The sequence below is a fragment of the Micromonospora violae genome (assembly GCF_004217135.1).
Taxonomy (GTDB): Bacteria; Actinomycetota; Actinomycetes; order Mycobacteriales; family Micromonosporaceae; genus Micromonospora; species Micromonospora violae.
In genome coordinates, this window is sequence record NZ_SHKK01000001.1 from 1,552,303 (window position 1) to 1,567,485 (window position 15,183).

17 protein-coding genes are annotated in these 15,183 nt (G+C 73.7%); 9 read left to right on the forward strand and 8 right to left on the reverse strand.

The window, feature by feature from the left end; all coding sequences use genetic code 11:
* Positions 1-3 precede the first annotated feature (3 nt).
* Both EV382_RS06890 and EV382_RS06895 read right to left on the reverse strand, forming a co-directional pair.
* Complete coding sequence (locus EV382_RS06890; protein WP_130400757.1) at positions 4-798, reverse strand: spermidine synthase; 795 nt, start codon at positions 796-798, stop codon at positions 4-6.
* Positions 799-913: 115 nt separating this feature from the next.
* Positions 914-1,891: a DUF2267 domain-containing protein gene (locus tag EV382_RS06895; RefSeq protein WP_130400758.1), complete on the reverse strand. Its 978-nt coding sequence runs from the start codon at positions 1,889-1,891 to the stop codon at positions 914-916.
* Positions 1,892-2,090: 199 nt separating this feature from the next.
* Here EV382_RS06895 and EV382_RS06900 point away from each other — a divergent pair, with 199 nt between their 5' ends.
* From EV382_RS06900 to EV382_RS06925, 6 genes are all read left to right on the forward strand, one after another.
* Entirely contained in the window at positions 2,091-2,405 is a 315-nt protein-coding gene (locus EV382_RS06900; RefSeq protein ID WP_130400759.1) for a hypothetical protein, read from the forward strand.
* A 227-nt stretch (positions 2,406-2,632) separates the two neighbouring features.
* A complete protein-coding gene (locus tag EV382_RS06905) occupies positions 2,633-4,390 on the forward strand; it encodes a PP2C family protein-serine/threonine phosphatase (RefSeq protein ID WP_130400760.1) in 1,758 nt (585 codons plus the stop codon).
* Positions 4,387-5,424, forward strand: coding sequence for a cobalamin B12-binding domain-containing protein (locus EV382_RS06910; RefSeq protein ID WP_244236578.1), 1,038 nt, complete (start codon positions 4,387-4,389; stop codon positions 5,422-5,424). Before EV382_RS06905 ends, EV382_RS06910 begins: the two co-directional genes overlap by 4 nt.
* Positions 5,425-5,539: 115 nt before the next feature.
* Positions 5,540-5,887, forward strand: a complete 348-nt coding sequence (locus tag EV382_RS06915; protein WP_130400761.1) for an STAS domain-containing protein — start codon at positions 5,540-5,542, stop codon at positions 5,885-5,887.
* An 84-nt stretch (positions 5,888-5,971) separates the two neighbouring features.
* Positions 5,972-6,418 (forward strand): response regulator, encoded by a 447-nt coding sequence (locus EV382_RS06920; protein WP_130400762.1) that lies wholly within the window; start codon positions 5,972-5,974, stop codon positions 6,416-6,418.
* 113 nt (positions 6,419-6,531) lie between these two features.
* Positions 6,532-6,903: an ATPase gene (locus tag EV382_RS06925; protein ID WP_130400763.1), complete on the forward strand. Its 372-nt coding sequence runs from the start codon at positions 6,532-6,534 to the stop codon at positions 6,901-6,903.
* A gap of 24 nt (positions 6,904-6,927) precedes the next feature.
* On the opposite strand, the gene EV382_RS06930 is transcribed toward EV382_RS06925, so the two are convergent.
* From EV382_RS06930 to EV382_RS06940, 3 genes are all read right to left on the reverse strand, one after another.
* Positions 6,928-7,776 carry a hypothetical protein gene (locus EV382_RS06930; RefSeq protein ID WP_208758329.1) on the reverse strand — a complete coding sequence of 283 codons (849 nt, stop codon included), beginning with the start codon at positions 7,774-7,776 and terminating at the stop codon, positions 6,928-6,930.
* Positions 7,777-8,230: 454 nt separating this feature from the next.
* Entirely contained in the window at positions 8,231-8,656 is a 426-nt protein-coding gene (locus tag EV382_RS06935) for an OsmC family protein (protein WP_130400764.1), read from the reverse strand.
* 29 nt (positions 8,657-8,685) lie between these two features.
* Entirely contained in the window at positions 8,686-9,621 is a 936-nt protein-coding gene (locus tag EV382_RS06940) for a serine/threonine-protein kinase (RefSeq protein WP_130400765.1), read from the reverse strand.
* Positions 9,622-9,807: 186 nt separating this feature from the next.
* On the opposite strand from EV382_RS06940, the gene EV382_RS06945 reads away from it, so the two are divergent.
* From EV382_RS06945 to EV382_RS06955, 3 genes are all read left to right on the forward strand, one after another.
* On the forward strand, positions 9,808-10,038 hold the full coding sequence (locus tag EV382_RS06945) for a hypothetical protein (protein WP_130400766.1): 231 nt from the start codon (positions 9,808-9,810) through the stop codon (positions 10,036-10,038).
* Positions 10,039-10,148: 110 nt separating this feature from the next.
* Positions 10,149-10,889, forward strand: coding sequence for a response regulator transcription factor (locus tag EV382_RS06950; protein ID WP_425271975.1), 741 nt, complete (start codon positions 10,149-10,151; stop codon positions 10,887-10,889).
* Positions 10,867-12,366: a sensor histidine kinase gene (locus EV382_RS06955; RefSeq protein ID WP_130400768.1), complete on the forward strand. Its 1,500-nt coding sequence runs from the start codon at positions 10,867-10,869 to the stop codon at positions 12,364-12,366. The genes EV382_RS06950 and EV382_RS06955 overlap by 23 nt, the downstream gene beginning before the upstream one ends.
* Positions 12,367-12,387: 21 nt before the next feature.
* Here EV382_RS06955 and EV382_RS06960 read toward each other — a convergent pair whose 3' ends face one another.
* Genes EV382_RS06960 through EV382_RS06970 form a run of 3 tightly spaced genes read right to left on the reverse strand, consistent with a single transcriptional unit; the run spans position 12,388 to position 15,157 of the window.
* Complete coding sequence (locus EV382_RS06960) at positions 12,388-13,521, reverse strand: FUSC family protein (RefSeq protein ID WP_130400769.1); 1,134 nt, start codon at positions 13,519-13,521, stop codon at positions 12,388-12,390.
* Between the two features lie 47 nt (positions 13,522-13,568).
* Positions 13,569-13,943: a sensory rhodopsin transducer gene (locus tag EV382_RS06965; RefSeq protein ID WP_130400770.1), complete on the reverse strand. Its 375-nt coding sequence runs from the start codon at positions 13,941-13,943 to the stop codon at positions 13,569-13,571.
* A complete protein-coding gene (locus tag EV382_RS06970) occupies positions 13,940-15,157 on the reverse strand; it encodes a D-arabinono-1,4-lactone oxidase (protein WP_130400771.1) in 1,218 nt (405 codons plus the stop codon). Before EV382_RS06970 ends, EV382_RS06965 begins: the two co-directional genes overlap by 4 nt.
* Positions 15,158-15,183 lie beyond the last annotated feature (26 nt).

A 15,183-nucleotide genomic window follows, 5' to 3' on the forward strand; every position in this document is an offset into this window, starting at 1 on the left:
CGATCAGCGCCCGGAGGTGCCGTCCGCGTCGGTGACCGGGTGGGCCCCGGCGACGAACGTGTCGAGCGCGGCGGCGTGCAGCAGGCCCCCGGGCACCGGGTCGCGCAGGGCGGCCACCGCCAGCCGGGCCACCGGCAGCCCGCCGGGGCGTGACGTCGCGGCCAGCACCAGGTTGCCGTACCGGCGGCCCCGCAACATCCGCCGGTCACCGACCACGCACACGTCGGCGAAGACCGCCCGCAACGTGGCCACCTGCACCCGGGTGCCGACCAGTGGCGGCAGGTCCGTGACGTTGACCAGGTACAACCCGTCGGGGCGCAGGACGCGGGCCACCTCGGCGGCGAACTCGACGGTGCGGACGTGCCGGGGCATCCGGGCCGCCCGGTAGATGTCGGCGATCACCACGTCGTACCGGTTGTCTCCGGTGGCGGTGAGGGCGTCGCGGGCGTCGGCGACCTCCACCTGCACCTGCGGCGGCAACGGGGGCAGCTCCCGGGCCACCAGCTCGACCACCGCCGCGTCCCGCTCGACGACCCGTTGGGCGGAGCCGGGCCGGGTGGCGGCCAGCCAGCGGGGCAACGTCAACGCGCCGCCGCCCAGGTGCAGGACGCTCAGCGGCACCCCGGCGCGGGCCGCCGCCTGCACCGCCGAGGCGATCCGCCGGACGTACTCGAAGTGCAGGTGGCGGGGATCCTCGACATCCACGTACGACTGCTCGACCCCGGCGGACAGCAGTGTCCGCCCGGTCCGGCGGACCGGGTCGGCGACCAGTTCCAGCCGGTCGGCGGCGCGGTTCATATCCGGCACGCTAACCGAGGCCCCGGTGCCCGCGCCCGGGGGCCCGGTGCGGCCGACGGGCCGGCGCGGCGGGGTTACCCCCGTCCCGCCGGCCCGCCGATGTCGCGGTGGTCGGTCAGCCGCCGGCCATCCCGGCCCCCACCTCGTCGATCGCGTCGTCGACCTGGCGGGCGAGGTCCACGTCGAGTGCGGTCACCCCGTTGGCCTGGTTGGTCCGTACGGTCAACACGGCGGCGGTGTCTCCCGGACGTCCGATGCTCGGGCCGCGTCCGTTGTCCCGGCGCAGCCGGTCGAGGCGGGCGAGCACGCGGTCCAGGTTGTCGGGTGGCAGCGCGACCACCCGGTAGAGGCCCTGACTGTCGCCGGTCCAGTAGGGCAGGTCGTCCAACGCCGCGTTGATCTCGTCGGCGTTCAGGGTGGGTGTGGTGGTGGAGGCGCCCACCAGGCCGCCGCCGGCCTCCGGCGGGTTCAGCAGGTCACGCAGCCCGTCGGGTACGTGCAGCGACTCGACCAGGTCACCGTCCTGCTCGGCGAGCGCGGCGATCGTCGCCTCCGCCTGGTAGCGGGCCTGCTCCGGGGTGTTGCCGCTGATCCGGCCCACCTCGGCCAGGAAGCCGGGCAGCTCCTGGTGCCGCTCGACGCCGTCGACCGGCAGCACGTCGTGCAGCGACGCCGGCACCGCGGCGAGCAGCCGCTGCCGCTCGGCGGCCTCCAGGGCGAACGCGAGGACCAGCACGGTCGCCTCGGTGCCCACCTTGGCCGTCTTGAAGTCGACGCCGGCGCGACGCCGGACCTCGTCGACCAGCTCGTGGTAGCCCATGCTGCGCACCTCGGCCGCGCCGCTCGGCGGGGACGGCTGAGGGCGCGGGTTGTCGGCGCTACCGACCGGCGGCGGTGCCGGCCCGCCGCGCGTGGTGTCCGGTTTGTGCGGCCCGGCCGCTGGTGGGCCCGCGCGCTTGCCCGCGTCCAGGCTCGTGAGCTGCTTGGAGGCGCTCAGGCTGGCACCGATCTCGCTGGGCTGGCGACTCTGTTCGCGGGCCTGCCGGGCCAACGCCCGACGCCGCTGGTTGTCGCCCTCCATCTGCTTGCGCATGGTGCACCCCTTCCGCTGGGGATCGTGGCTGCGCCCGTCGCCTTCCCGCCGGCCCGGAGAAGGAAACAGGGCCCGCCGGCCGGGTCGGCCCGGCCGGCGGCATGCTTCATCCGCCGGGGGTGAGGGGTGCTCACCCGCAGCGCCCGCACGATCGGGTCAGGACCGGAGTTCTTCCGAGGTACGCGGAAGGAAGGTCGTCATGAAGGAGATTGTCGAGATCGTCCCCGCCCGACCCGGCTGGTACGCGCGCTGGCAGCTCACGCCCGAGGTCACCAGGTGTTATCCGGTGAGCCTGTGGGCGCTGCTGGAGGAGGCCGACGGGACCGGCCGTGAGGTGATCGGCATGGACTGCATCGGCCAGTGGCCCGGCGCGGACGACAACGAGGCGGGTGGGCAGTTCGTCCGTTACCTGTACCAGACGCCCGATTCGGGGGAGCCCGAGGACGTCGACTCGGCCCCGATCGGCGAGCTGCGTACGGACGGCCCACGGCTCCAGCCGATGACGGCACCCTAGACATTCCTCCGGCCCCCGACCCCAGGTCCCAGGGTCGGGGGCCATCCCCGTTCGCACCCGGGGATGGCCTGCGGATCAGCCGATGGCGCGCGGATGTCGTCGTCTGCCCGTCACTGTTCGTGAGATGCCGCTGTCCGGGTTCGGGCGTAGGGTGGGCTGGAGACTTGTGACGCTAGACGCCGGTTCCGGCACGGGTTCGGTGAACGAGAAGGAGTGAGGCTCAGCTGGTGACTGCATCCGACGTCAGGGACTGGGACCCGGGCGACGGAGCGCTCCCCACGCCGAGCACGGCCCGACCCTCGGCGCGCTCGGCCGACGGCCACCGCCCCGCCGTGGCTCTGCCGCCGCTGTCCCCGGACCGTGGCCAGGCCGCGTCCGACTGGTTCGAGGTCGTCGAGCACTTCCGGGAGGGCCTGGTGGTCTGCGACGCCGATGGCGTCGTGCGACACGTCAGCCCGGTGGCCGAGCGGTTGCTGCCCGAGGTGACACCCGGCGAGCTGCTCAGCGCGGCCGGCGTGCCCGGCCTGCGCGAGAACGCCCCGGGCGACTTCACCCACCGGGGGCGGCGGCTCACCGCGCGGCAGGTGCCGCTCTCCGGCGCCCGCTGCTGCTGGTACGTCGAGGACGTCACCGACAGTGTCAGCCGCGCCGACGCGCTGCTCGCCGAACGGCCGCGCTCGGCGTTCCTGGCGGTCGTCGGCGACAAGCTGGGCAACCCGCTGCACCCCGACCGGGCCGCCGCCGCGATCGTCCGACTCGCCGTACCGACCCTGGCCGAGGTGGCGGTGCTGGTGCTCGCCCCGCGCGCCGGTCGCACCCGCTGGTGGCGGGCCTCGCGTACCGACGACGAGACGCCGACGGTGGGCAGCGGTGTGCTGGCCGGCGGTGACCTGCCGGCCGCCATCGCCGACGGGTTGACCGGGGCCGAGCCGCACGCGGTGGACTGGCTGGTCGAGCAGGCGGTCGACGCCGGTTGGCTGCCCGGGCTCGTCGGTGCCGAGAGCGCCGCCCGGGTCGTCCCGCTGCCGGGCCGTGACGCACCGGTCGGTGTGCTGCTGGTGGCCCGTCGCGCGACCCGCTGGTACGACGAGGACGACGTGGAGCTGATCCGCGCGTTCGCGGCCCGCGCCGGCGCGGCGTTGACCACCGCGCTGCTCTACCGAGACCAGGCGGAGGTGGCCGACACCCTCCAGGCCAGCCTGCTGCCGGTCGAGCCGGTCGAGGCCGCCGGCGTGCAGTGGGGCACCGCGTACCGGCCCGCGCAGGCGGGGCTGCGCATCGGCGGCGACTTCTACGGTTCGCACCGGCTTGCGGACGGCGCGTCGGTGTTCTTCCTCGGGGACGTGTCGGGCAAGGGGGTCGAGGCGGCAGTCTTCACCGGCCAGCTGCGTCAGTGCCTCCAGGCGCTGCACCGGTTGGAGTCGCACCCCGCGCGGTTGCTGCGGCTGCTCAACGACGCGCTGTTGGAGACCACCCAGGCGCACGGCCAGGGCCGCTTCGCCACGATCGTGCTCGGCGTGGCCCGCCCGGAGCGCGACGGTGGCCTCACCCTGACCATGGCCGGCGGCGGGCACCTGCCACCGCTGGTGCTGCGCGCCTCCGGTGAGGTGGAGGTGGTGCCGTTGCGGGGCATGCTGATCGGGGTGGTGCCGGACCCGCGGGTCGGGGAGGTGACCGTGCGGCTGGCGCCGGGCGAGACCTGCCTGCTCTACAGCGACGGGGTGACCGAGGCCCGAGGCGGGCGGCGCGGCGACGAGCAGTTCGGCCCCGAGCGGCTGGTCACCGCGCTGACCGGCTGCCAGCGGATGCCCGCACCCGCCCTGGCCGAACGGGTCGAGCAGATCACCTGCGACTGGCTGGCGCAGGGCGACCACGACGACATCGCCGTGCTGGCGCTACGGGCGTCCGGTCCGGGTGTGCGCGGGGCGCGGCACCTGCACTCGGTGCCGGCCGGCGTGGACCAGACAGAGGGGACTGACGCGTGACCGCCGCCATGGCCGCTGCCGACCTGGGTGCGGCGTACTCCGGTTATCTGGCCCATCTCGCCGACGCCGACGAGTACGCCGCCACCGAGCTGGCGATCGGCCTGCTCGACGCGGGCGTGCCGGCGGAGCGGGTGCTGCTCGACCTGGTCGCGCCGGCCCAGACCGAGGTGGGCGAGCGGTGGGCGCGCAACGAGTGGAGCGTCGCCCAGGAACACGCGGCCACCCACATCAGCGAGCAGGTGGTGGCGGCGGTGTCCGGGCACGTCAGACCACGGCCGACCGGCGGCCGGGTGGTGGTCGCCTGCATGGACGGCGAGTGGCACGCACTGCCGCCCCGGCTGGTCGCCGAGGTGCTGCGGTTACGCGGCTGGCAGGTGACCTTCCTGGGTGCCAGCGTGCCGGCCGCGCACCTCGTGGCGTACCTGCACCGCTACGACGCGCACGCGGTCGCGTTGGCGTGCGCGCTGCCGATGCGCCTGCCGTACGCCCACCGGATGATCGAGGCCTGCCGCCGCTCGGACGTGCCGGTGGTGGTCGGTGGGCGCGGCTTCGGCGCGGATGGCCGGTGGGCGCGCCGCCTCGGGGTGGCCTGGGCACCGGACGCGCCGTCGGCGGCCGACCTGATCGCCGACGAGCGGGCGCTGCGCGGGGTGCCGCCGGCGCGGCTGACCCACCTGGCCGACGACGAGTACGCGAGCCTGGTGCGCCGTCGCGGTGAGCTGATCGACAGCGCGTTGGCGGACCTGCGGGAGCGGGTGCCGTCGGCCCGCGCGTACACCGCCGCGCAGCTCGACGCGACGGTGAGCGACCTGGGCCACGTCGTGGATTTCCTGGCCGCAGCGGTGTATGTCGACGACTCCTCGTTGTTCGCCGAGTTCGTCCAATGGCTGGCCGAGATCCTGGGCAGTCGTGGGGTGCCCGCCGGGGCGATCGCCCTGCCGTTGGCGCACCTCGCCGCCGTGTTGCGGGACTTCCCGCGGGCGGGGCGGGCGCTGGCGCAGGGAGGCGCCGCGCTGCCCGGCGCGGCCCGCTGACCGACCGCCGGTGGCACCCGGGTCGATCACCGCGCCCGGCGGCGCGGGAGCCTGCCGTGCGTATACTTGCCGGACTGCAAACGTCCACGCGAGGGTGGAGCGAAGGGGGACAACGGTGACGTTCAGCGTCAGCTACGTGGGGCGCGACGGCGGTGGTGCCCGCCTGCGCCTCGCGGGTGAGCTGGATCTGAGCACCGCCGGCGAGTTGACCGCCGCGATCGACCGGCTCACCGCCGCCGGCGAGACCCGGGTGCTGCTCGACCTCACCGACCTCACGTTCTGCGACTCGACGGGGATGGCCGTGTTCGTCCGGGGCGACAACCAGGCGGCGGCCGACGGGGGATGGCTCCGGATCACCGGTGCCACCGGGCGGGTCGAGCGGGTGCTGCGGGTGACCGGCCTCGCCGACGTGTTGCGCTACCAGACGGAGTCCGTTGACCCCGCGGCCCGCAGTGCTTCCTGATGGGCTAGATTTCCCCGCCAGCAATTCCCCGCCAGCGCGGTGACCGTCAGGGTCCCGTCTCCGCCGAACCCGAGGCAGGTAGTGATGGGCGCAGACAGCCCGCAACCGGTACGCATCCTGGTGGTCGACGACGACCCGGGTGACGTGCTGATGATCGAGGAGGCGCTGGCGGACTCCGACGTCGACAAGGTCATCGACGTGGTCAGCGACGGCGAGGAGGCGATGGAGTTCCTCCGCGCCGAGGGCCGGCACCCGCAGGCCCGCCGACCGGACGTCATCCTGCTGGATCTGAACATGCCGCGGATGGACGGTCGCCAGGTGCTCGGGGCGGTCAAGCAGGACGATGATCTGCGCACCATCCCGATCGTCGTGCTGACCACCTCCAACGCCGACACCGACATCGTGGGCAGTTACACGTTGCAGGCCAACGCGTACGTCACCAAGCCGATCGACCTGGACGACTTCAACGACGTGGTCCGCCGCATCGACGAGTTCTTCGGCCGGGTGGTCGTGCTGCCCAAGCGCAGCTGACGCCCGCGCCACCCGCGCGCATGCTGAATATTTTCCCCGAACCCCCTCGCCGTGAGCGGTCGCGGCCGAGGATCCAGGTGGGGAAGTAACAGCAGCTGCCTGGGGGCGACAGTATGAGGTTCTCCGTCGTTGAGACCGGTTACGACCAGCGGCAGGTGGATGACTGCCTGGACGAGTTGGCGATTCGGTTGTCCCGGCTCGCGGCGCGGGCCGAGAGGGCGGCCGGGGAGGCCCGGGAGTGGGACGAGATCCGCCAGGAGGCGGCCTGGCTCAGCGGCCTCCTGCACCGGCTGGACCTGGGCGATGCCGCCGTCGGCCGACGCGTCGGTGACCCGGGGCGGCGCGAGGCGCGGGTGGACGAGATCCTCGGCCAGGTGACGGCCGAGCAGGTGCCCCCCGACACCCCGACCGCGGCTGCCGGCGTACCGGGGAGGCGGGTCGGAGTCGGCGGCCGGGACGCGCAGCCGCCGCCGGGTCGTCGCTGAGCAGCGCGGGAGCGGGTGCCCGGCTCAGGCGGTCAGCGCCGCCGCGACGGTGGTCGCCCGGTCCTCGTGCTGGGCGTACGCGTCGGGGTAGGCGGAGATCTGCACCGACTGGGCGGCGGCGGTGATGCTCATGTCCTGCCAGCCGGGGATCTCCTTGAGGGCGGTGTAGAAGGCCCGAGCGGCGTACGCCGGGCGCATCAGCTGGGCCACCGTGCCCCAGCCGCTGCTGGGCCGCTGCTGGAACAGCCCGACCGAGTCGTGGTCGGACCCGCTGCCCTGGTTCGGGTACTGCGCCGACTCCGGCAGGACGTCGCTGGCCAGGTTGTAGAGGTTGCTCTCCTGCATGGCGGTGGCCAGCGCCACCACCAGGGCGCGGCGCGGCATCTTCATCTCCAGACCGACGTCCACGATGATCTTCGCGTTGTCCATCTGTGCCTGGTCGAGTCCGGCGACCGGGCGGGGGCGGCGGGGCTTGGCCGGCTTCTTGGGCGCCTTGCGCTTGGGGGTGGGCGTGGCCGTCGCCGTCGCCGTCGGGCTGGGCAGGATCCGGGCGGGGGCGATGTCGCGGTCCAGCGATCGGGAGGCGCGCTCATCGGCGATGGCGGCCCGGTCGGCCACCGCCTCGGCGAGCGGCTCGACCGTACGGGGTGTGTCGTCGCTGCCGCGCACGGCGGCGACCGCGGCGAGGCTGAGGCAGCAGGTGACACCGGTGGCCAGCGCCACCCGCAGCGGGGTCGAGCCGAGCAGGGTGCGGCGAGGCGGTTCGGGGGCGCGGTGACGGCCGATCGTCCGTTCGGTTGATACGGCGTGGTCCGAAGGGGTGGTCGGGCGCGCGTCGGTCAGCTTCTGGGCACGGGGGTCGTCGGGATGCACCTGCCGAGGCTAAAGAGCTGACTGGTCGATGCCACCGGCCCGTACGGTGGCATGCGCCACAATTTGCCCTGATCATGGTGACTTTAACCGGCAAAATACCAGCTAACCTGATCAACCTCGCGGACTCCACCAGACGGTTATTCCCGACTTGGCGGGTGAATGCGCTCGCGGCGAGGGGCTGTCGGTCCGACGTCCGGCCGTGCTCCAGGTTCCACCGAACGGCCGATGTCAGGCCACCAAAGGTGCACCGACTCCTCGGCCGATCCTCCGGCGGGTGCCGCGTCAGGATCCACTCGGCTTTCATGAAGTCGGGGTAACCCCGCCACCCGGACACCGCGACTTTCAGCAACCCGAGTTGATCAGCGGGTGATGGCCGCAGTGCCCGTCGGCGTCGTAGACAAAGTCGCCGAGGCCCTCCGCAAGATCGTGCTCGACCCGGGGCCGCCCGAGCGGGTCAGTGTCGGCCGTTCTCGGCCGGGGTGACGGTCAATCGGTGCCGGCTGGCATCGCCGCTGGAGAACGGCCAGAGCTGGTCGGCGTACTCGACCAGATCAGCCAGTTGATCCCGGCTCAGCCCGGCTGAGGAAATCTGCGCGTGCACGTCGGCCCGGTAGCGGCCGTCGGTGTCGCGCCCCAGCTTCGCCTCCGCCCGGACCTGCACGGTGTGCGCCTCGTCGGTGATCTCCCCGGCCACCTCCACCGCCGCGTGGTGCAGGCAGGAGGCGAAGGCCGCGGCCAGCAACTGCTCCGGGGTCAGCCCGGTGCAGTGCGGCGCCAGCGGTGACGCCAGCGCGGAGGAGAGCCCGCCATCGTCGGTGCGTACGTGACCGCCCTCGGCGGTCGCTGTGGCCTCACGCAGCCAGGAACTCTGATCCGGCATCGCGTTTCTCCCGTCGCTCACCGGGTCGGCTACCCCTCCGCCGCTCCGCGAAACGCCACCGCCTCGGTGGCCTGCGCGGCGGCCCGTTCGGTCCACGCCGAGATCGGGGCCTGCCGTCGGGGCGTCGGGATCGTCATCGGCACGTACACCCGGGCGTCCACCGCCTCGGCCAGCAGCAGCGCGGCGACCAGGCTGGTCGGACGCCGCTCGGGGTCGTCGGCGAGGCAGGAGTGACACAGCTCGGCGACCTCCGGCGGGAGCCCGGCGATGTCGGGCAGCGGCTCCGGTGGCTGACAGCGGCGGACGTCGAGCAGTTCGCTGGCGGTCGTCGCCTGGTACGGCAGCCGGCCGGTGAGGCTGTAGTAGAGCAGCACGCCGAGGGCGTACATGTCGGCGGCGGGGGTGGCCGGCGCCTCGTCCAGCTGTTCGGGTGCCAGGTACGCCGGGGTGCCGAGCACCATCCCGGTCGGCATCGGGTCGAGCGCTCCGGCGGCGATGGCGATGCCGAAGTCGAGCACCTTCACCCCCGACGGGGTGAGCATCACGTTGGCCGGCTTGACGTCGCGGTGCACGATGCCCTCGCCGTGTGCGGCGGCCAGCGCGGCGGCGACCTCCGCGCAGACCCGTACGGCGATCTGCCAGTACAACGGCCCGTTGCGCAGGTGCACGGCGAGCGTCTCACCCTCGGCCAGCTCCATCACGATGTAGGGCGCCGGTCGGCCCGGCCACGTCGAGCAGGTGCCGAAGTCATGCACGCTCGCCACGTTGGGGTGCACGAGGCGGGCCGCCGAGCGGGCTTCGGCGCGGATCCGGTCCACCAGGCCGTCCTGATCGTCGCGACCGGGCGAGATGAGCTTCACCGCGACCGGCCGGTCCAGCACCTGGTCGTGCCCGCGCCACACCTCGGACATCCCGCCCACACCGATGCGCCCGTCGAGCCGGTACCGCCCGTCCAGCGTGCGCATCGACCACTCCTCGCCTCGCCCCGCCGACGGCGGGTGCTCCGATCGCGGTACCCGACCTGCGAGCTGGGCAAACCGGAGGCCGATTCCGGGGCGGACGACGCCGCGCCACGGCGGCGGGTGCGGTAGCTTGCGAGCCAGGGCCGGTGTCACCGATTGTGCCGGCACGGTCACCGAGGGGACGCCGCGATGAGCGAGGTCACCGTACGCTTCGTCGGCGGGCCCGCGGACGGCCTGGTCCGGCTGCTGCCGGCCGGGTCGGACGGCGCCCCACCGATGCGGTGGATCCTGCGGCATCCGGACGGCACGGGGCCGGTGCAGCCCGGCCCGGACCACCTCTACGAACGTGACCGGCCCGACGAGGCGGGCGGCTGGAGCATGCGCTTCGTGCGCACCGACGCGTACGGGGTGTCCGAGTGACCTCAAGGCGGGGCTGACCGGTGGCGTCGCGTCGGCCCGGCCGCACAGCTGACGCACAGCGTCCGCAGGGGCGCGGCACAGACATCGTGGCCACGATGGGGGGCATGGTCATGAACGGGCAGGCCGCGCCGAGCCGGATCGAGCTGCGTCGCCCCGACGGCGAACCCGTCCGGGTGCTGGTGGTCGACGACGAGCCGACGCTCACCGACCTGCTGTCGATGGCCCTGCGCTACGAGGGCTGGCAGGTCCGCACCGCCGGCGACGGCATGACGGCGTTGAGCACCGCCCGAGGGTTCCAGCCGGACGCCGTGGTGCTCGACGTGATGCTGCCCGACCTGGACGGCTTCCAGGTGCTGCGCCGGCTACGCGAGCACGCCCCCGCCGTGCCGGTGCTCTTCCTGACCGCCCGCGACGCGGTCGAGGAACGCATCGCCGGGCTGACCGTGGGCGGCGACGACTACGTCACCAAACCGTTCAGCCTGGAGGAGGTGATCGCCCGGCTGCGCGCGCTGCTGCGCCGATCCGGGCTGGCGATCGCCGCCCGTGAGGAGGCGGTGCTGACCGTCGGTGACCTCAGCCTCGACGAGGACAGCCACGAGGTCCGCCGGGCCGGGCAGCTCGTCACCCTCACCGCCACCGAGTTCGAGCTGCTGCGCTACCTGATGCGCAATCCGCGCCGGGTGCTCAGCAAGGCGCAGATCCTCGACCGGGTGTGGAACTACGACTTCGGCGGCCAGGCCAACGTGGTGGAGCTGTACATCTCGTACCTGCGCAAGAAGATCGACGCCGGTCGGGCGCCGATGATCCACACGCTGCGCGGCGCGGGCTATGTCCTCAAGCCCGCCGAGTAGCCGCCACCCGCTGCGTGCCGCCCGCCGGTGGCTGGCCGGGCGCTCCCTGCGTACCCGACTGGTGTTTGCCCTGCTCGCGCTGCTGGCGGTGGTCAGCGTCGCCATCGGTGCGCTGACCACGGTGGCGCTGCGGCACTTCCTGATCGACCGGCTGGATGCCCAACTGGCCCCCGCGACGGGCCTGCGGGCTGACCGTCCGGGCCGGCCGGCCTTCCCCGGCAACGGACCGGGCATCCCACCCGGGTTGCCGTCCGGCACCGTGGTCGCCGAGATCACCGACGGCCGGGTGACCAGTGCCCGGACCCTGACCAAGACCGTCTCCGACGCCTTCCCGGACCCGCAGTCCGTGCCGGTGGCGGAGGTCGCCGCGCTGGCGGACCTGCCGGTCGACACCGCACCGCGCACCGTCGACCTCGGTGATCGCGGTGACTACCGGGCCGTGGCCCGGCAGTACTGGGACGGCCGGGTACGCGTCGTCGCGGTCCCGCTCGCCGGTGTCCAGGAGATCGTCTGGGGGATGATCGCGGCGCAGCTCGGGGTCGCCGCCGTCGGGTTGGTCATCGCCGGTGCCGCCGGGGCGTTGATCGTGCGGGCCACCCTGCGACCGCTGCACCGGGTGGCGGCCACCGCCACCCGCGTCACCGAACTGCCCCTGGACCGTGGGGAGGTGGCGCTCGCCGTCCGGGTCCCGGCCGCCGACACCGACCCGCGCACCGAGGTCGGTCAGGTCGGCGCGGCGCTGAACCGGATGTTGGGCCACGTCGCCGACGCGCTCTCCGCCCGGCAGGCCAGCGAGACCCGGGTACGCCAGTTCGTCGCCGACGCCAGCCACGAACTGCGGACGCCCCTCGCGGCGATCCGCGGCTACGCCGAGGTGGCCCGGCGTGGCCGCGACGAGGTTCCCGCCGACGTGGCGCATGCGCTGCGCCGGGTGGAGTCGGAGAGCGTCCGGATGACCAGCCTCGTCGACGACCTGCTGCTGCTGGCCCGCCTCGACACCGGTCGGCCGCTCGCGGTCGAACCGGTCGACCTGACCGCCCTGCTGGTGGACGCGGTCGGCGACGCGCACGTCGCCGGCCCCGACCACCGTTGGCGGCTCGAACTGCCCGAGGTGGCGACCCGGGTGCCCGGCGACGCCGCCCGGCTGCACCAGGTGGTGGCGAACCTGCTCACCAACGCCCGGGTGCACACCCCGCCGGGCAGCACGGTCACCACCGCGCTGGCCGTCGACGCCGGCAGCGCCGTGCTCACCGTCGCCGACGACGGGCCGGGGGTGCCGGCGCAGCTGCAACCGGAGATGTTCGAGCGGTTCGCCCGGGGCGACAGCTCCCGGTCCCGGACGCACGGCAGCACCGGCCTCGGCCTCGCGATCGTCGCTGCGGTGGTGGAGGCCCACCACGGCACCGTCGACGTGGACAGCCGTCCGGGTCGGACCGTGTTCACCGTCCGGTTGCCGAATCCCACAGCTGACGCATAGCCGGCATCACCGGGTCGCCGGTCAGCCGGCGGCGGCCTCGCGGACCAGCCGGCGTGCCTCGTCCCGGGGCACGCCGGTGGCGCGGAGGAGGTCGTTGGCGGCGGTACGCAGCTGGGAGACCACGATCGTCCCGGAGAAGCCCAGGCCCTGCCGGCAGGCCATGCCCGCCTCCCGGACGGCGTGCAGCACCCGCTCCCGGGCCTGCACCGGCTCCTGCGCGGCCCCGAACTCCCGGTGCAACAGCCGGACCGCCTCGCCGAGGTGCTCCACCGCCGCGGGCAGGGCGGCCGGCACCGGTTCCTCGTCGCGCAGGGTGGTGCCGATCCGGCGGACCAGACCGCGACTGTTGCGGAAGGCCCGCTCCATGTGCGTCACCCCGGCGCGGTACGCGGCGATCGCCGGGCGTCGTCGCCACCGCACCGGGGAGAGTCGGACCACCTCGTCGGCGGCGGTCGTCACGGCGACGAGCTGACGCAGTTGCGAGTCGGCCGCGCGCATCCGGTCCAGCACCGCCCGCGCGCGGCCCCAGTCCGCCTCGGCCAGCGCCTGCGCCGAGGCGGTCATCTCCCGGGCGAACAGGTCCAGGGCGGGCTCGGCGGAGCGGCGCACCATCCGCATCGGGTTGAGGGGCAGCAACACGAGCATGACGAACAGCCCCGCCGCCCCGCCGACCAGCGCGTTCACCGTTCGAGGCAGCTCCAGGTCCGGCGCGGTCGGGGTGAGGGTGGCGATGAGCACCGCGGTACCACCGGCCTGGGTCATCAGCGCGCCGGCGCCGCGTACCAGCACCGACGCCGCGATCGCCAGGAAGACGATCACACCGGTCTGCCAGGGGCCGGTGCCGAACAGGCTGATCAGCAGGTCACCCACGCCGATGCCGAGCACCACCCCGGCGACCAGTTCCAGCGCGCGGTGAGCACGTTTGCCCAGCGACGCCGCGATGACGCCGACCGCCGCGGCCGGCGCGAAGGTCGGCTCCGGGTTGCCGAGCAGTTCCCGGGCGACCAACCAGGCCAGGGCGGCGGCCACGCCGGCCTGGAGCGCCACGATCAGGTAGAGCCGGGCCCGCTGACGACTCTCCCGAACGGCCCGCGCGGCGCGGGTCCGCAGCTTGCTCGCCGCCCGGGCCCCGGTCGCCCCGGCCGTGAATCTCATGGCGGGGGGTACCCGGCGCGGCCCACGGCCGAACCTGCGCCGAACGGCTACGCCGGGTACGCCATGGCCGCGGTGAGGGCGACCACCCCGGGCAGCCGGGTGTCCTGGCGCAGGAACTGCACCACCACCGGCACCGGGGAGCGCAGCAGACAGCCGTACGGCCGGTCGAGCCGCACCGCCTCCGGGTCGATCAGGTCGTTGAGCCGGACATGTCGCACCCGACGGGCGTCGACGGTGATGGCGTACGGGCCGACCGGCTCGGCGTCCTCGTAGTAGAGGTGCAGCTCGGTGTCGGCGCGGGTGTCCGTGGTGTTCAGGACGCAGAGCTGATCGAAGCTGGTGAACGCCGGCTCCGGGCCGGTGCTGGGGAACGGGATGTGCCCGCCCGGCACGACCCACAGGCGGGCGCCGACCTCGGTCATCGGCTCTCCTCCAGCAGCCGGGCGAGGTCGGGGCTGAGGAACACCCCGTCCGGGTCGAGCCGGCGGCGGACCTCCTGGAAGTCGTCCCACCGCGGGTAGAGGGGCCGCAGGTCGCGGGCGGTCAACCAGTGCTTCTTGCCCCAGTGCGGTCGGCCCCCGTACTGACGGAAGACCGCCTCCATGTCCCGGAAGTAGTCCTCGTACGGCAGCGACGTGTTCTGCAGACAGGCGATGGTGGTGGTCGGCCGGCCGTACGCGTTGCTCAACCAGATGTCGTCGGCGGCGATGCTGCGTACCAGAACCCGCCAGCCGACAACCGTGCGGTGCCGTTGCAGGATCCGGCGTCGGACCTCGGCGAAGCAGGCCGGGAACGCCTCCGACGGCAGCATGTACTCGATCTCCTCGAACCGCAGCTCCCGTTCCTGGGGGATGGTGCGGTGGATCGGACCGGACCGGATCTCGTGCGGTGCGCCCCACGGGCCGGAGTCCGGCACCCGCGGCGCGGCCCACACCCGCACGTCGGACGTCTCGTCCGGCCGGTTGAGCGTGCGGATCTGGGTCTGGTCACTGCGCGGGTACCAGTAGAAGTCCATGTTGCGGTTGGTGTGCTGCAACTCGGCGAGGTGGTCGAGGGTCCAGTCGACGTGCGCGCACCACGCCCGGCGGTGCAGCTCGTAGTGCGGTTGCACGTCCAGGGTGACCTGGGTGACCACCCCGAGAGCGCCCAGCGACAGCCGGGCCGCCGGCAGCATGTCCGCGTTGTCGGCGGCGGAGATGTCCAGCATCTCGCCGGTGCCGGTGACCAGGCGAACGCCGGCCAGCTGGGTGCACAGGTTGCCGAAACCGATGCCGGTGCCGTGCGTGCCGGTGGCGGTCGCGCCGGCGATCGACTGGTAGTCCACGTCGCCGAGGTTGTCCATGGCCAGCCCGGCGTCGTACAACCCCTCACCCAGGGCCTTGAGCTTGGTGCCCGCCCAGGCCCGTGCCCGATCGGCGTCCTCGGTGATGACACCGGCGAGCCGGTCCACGCTGAGCAGGATGTCGTCGGTGCGGGTCAGCGGGCTCGACGAGTGGCCGGAGCCCACCGGGCGGATCGTCCGCCCGGACTCACGGGCCCGCACGACCAGCTCCCGTACCGCGTCCTCGTCGGCCGGCTCGGCGAACTCCCTCGGGGTGAACGACAGGCTGCCGGACCAGTTGACGAACTGTCGCATGCGGCGGTGTACCCACCGGCACCACC

What these genes read in the sequence shown, in the direction of transcription:
- EV382_RS06965 (WP_130400770.1), bottom strand. Translation starts at nt 13,943, where the DNA reads ATGACCGAGGTCGGCGCCCGCCTGTGGGTCGTGCCGGGCGGGCACATC.
- EV382_RS06895 (WP_130400758.1), bottom strand. Translation starts at nt 1,891, where the DNA reads ATGCGCAAGCAGATGGAGGGCGACAACCAGCGGCGTCGGGCGTTGGCC.
- EV382_RS06950 (WP_425271975.1), top strand. Translation starts at nt 10,149, where the DNA reads ATGAACGGGCAGGCCGCGCCGAGCCGGATCGAGCTGCGTCGCCCCGAC.
- EV382_RS06945 (WP_130400766.1), top strand. Translation starts at nt 9,808, where the DNA reads ATGAGCGAGGTCACCGTACGCTTCGTCGGCGGGCCCGCGGACGGCCTG.
- EV382_RS06940 (WP_130400765.1), bottom strand. Translation starts at nt 9,621, where the DNA reads ATGCGCACGCTGGACGGGCGGTACCGGCTCGACGGGCGCATCGGTGTG.
- EV382_RS06925 (WP_130400763.1), top strand. Translation starts at nt 6,532, where the DNA reads ATGAGGTTCTCCGTCGTTGAGACCGGTTACGACCAGCGGCAGGTGGAT.
- EV382_RS06920 (WP_130400762.1), top strand. Translation starts at nt 5,972, where the DNA reads ATGGGCGCAGACAGCCCGCAACCGGTACGCATCCTGGTGGTCGACGAC.
- EV382_RS06900 (WP_130400759.1), top strand. Translation starts at nt 2,091, where the DNA reads ATGAAGGAGATTGTCGAGATCGTCCCCGCCCGACCCGGCTGGTACGCG.
- EV382_RS06970 (WP_130400771.1), bottom strand. Translation starts at nt 15,157, where the DNA reads ATGCGACAGTTCGTCAACTGGTCCGGCAGCCTGTCGTTCACCCCGAGG.
- EV382_RS06960 (WP_130400769.1), bottom strand. Translation starts at nt 13,521, where the DNA reads ATGAGATTCACGGCCGGGGCGACCGGGGCCCGGGCGGCGAGCAAGCTG.
- EV382_RS06890 (WP_130400757.1), bottom strand. Translation starts at nt 798, where the DNA reads ATGAACCGCGCCGCCGACCGGCTGGAACTGGTCGCCGACCCGGTCCGC.
- EV382_RS06955 (WP_130400768.1), top strand. Translation starts at nt 10,867, where the DNA reads ATGTCCTCAAGCCCGCCGAGTAGCCGCCACCCGCTGCGTGCCGCCCGC.
- EV382_RS06935 (WP_130400764.1), bottom strand. Translation starts at nt 8,656, where the DNA reads ATGCCGGATCAGAGTTCCTGGCTGCGTGAGGCCACAGCGACCGCCGAG.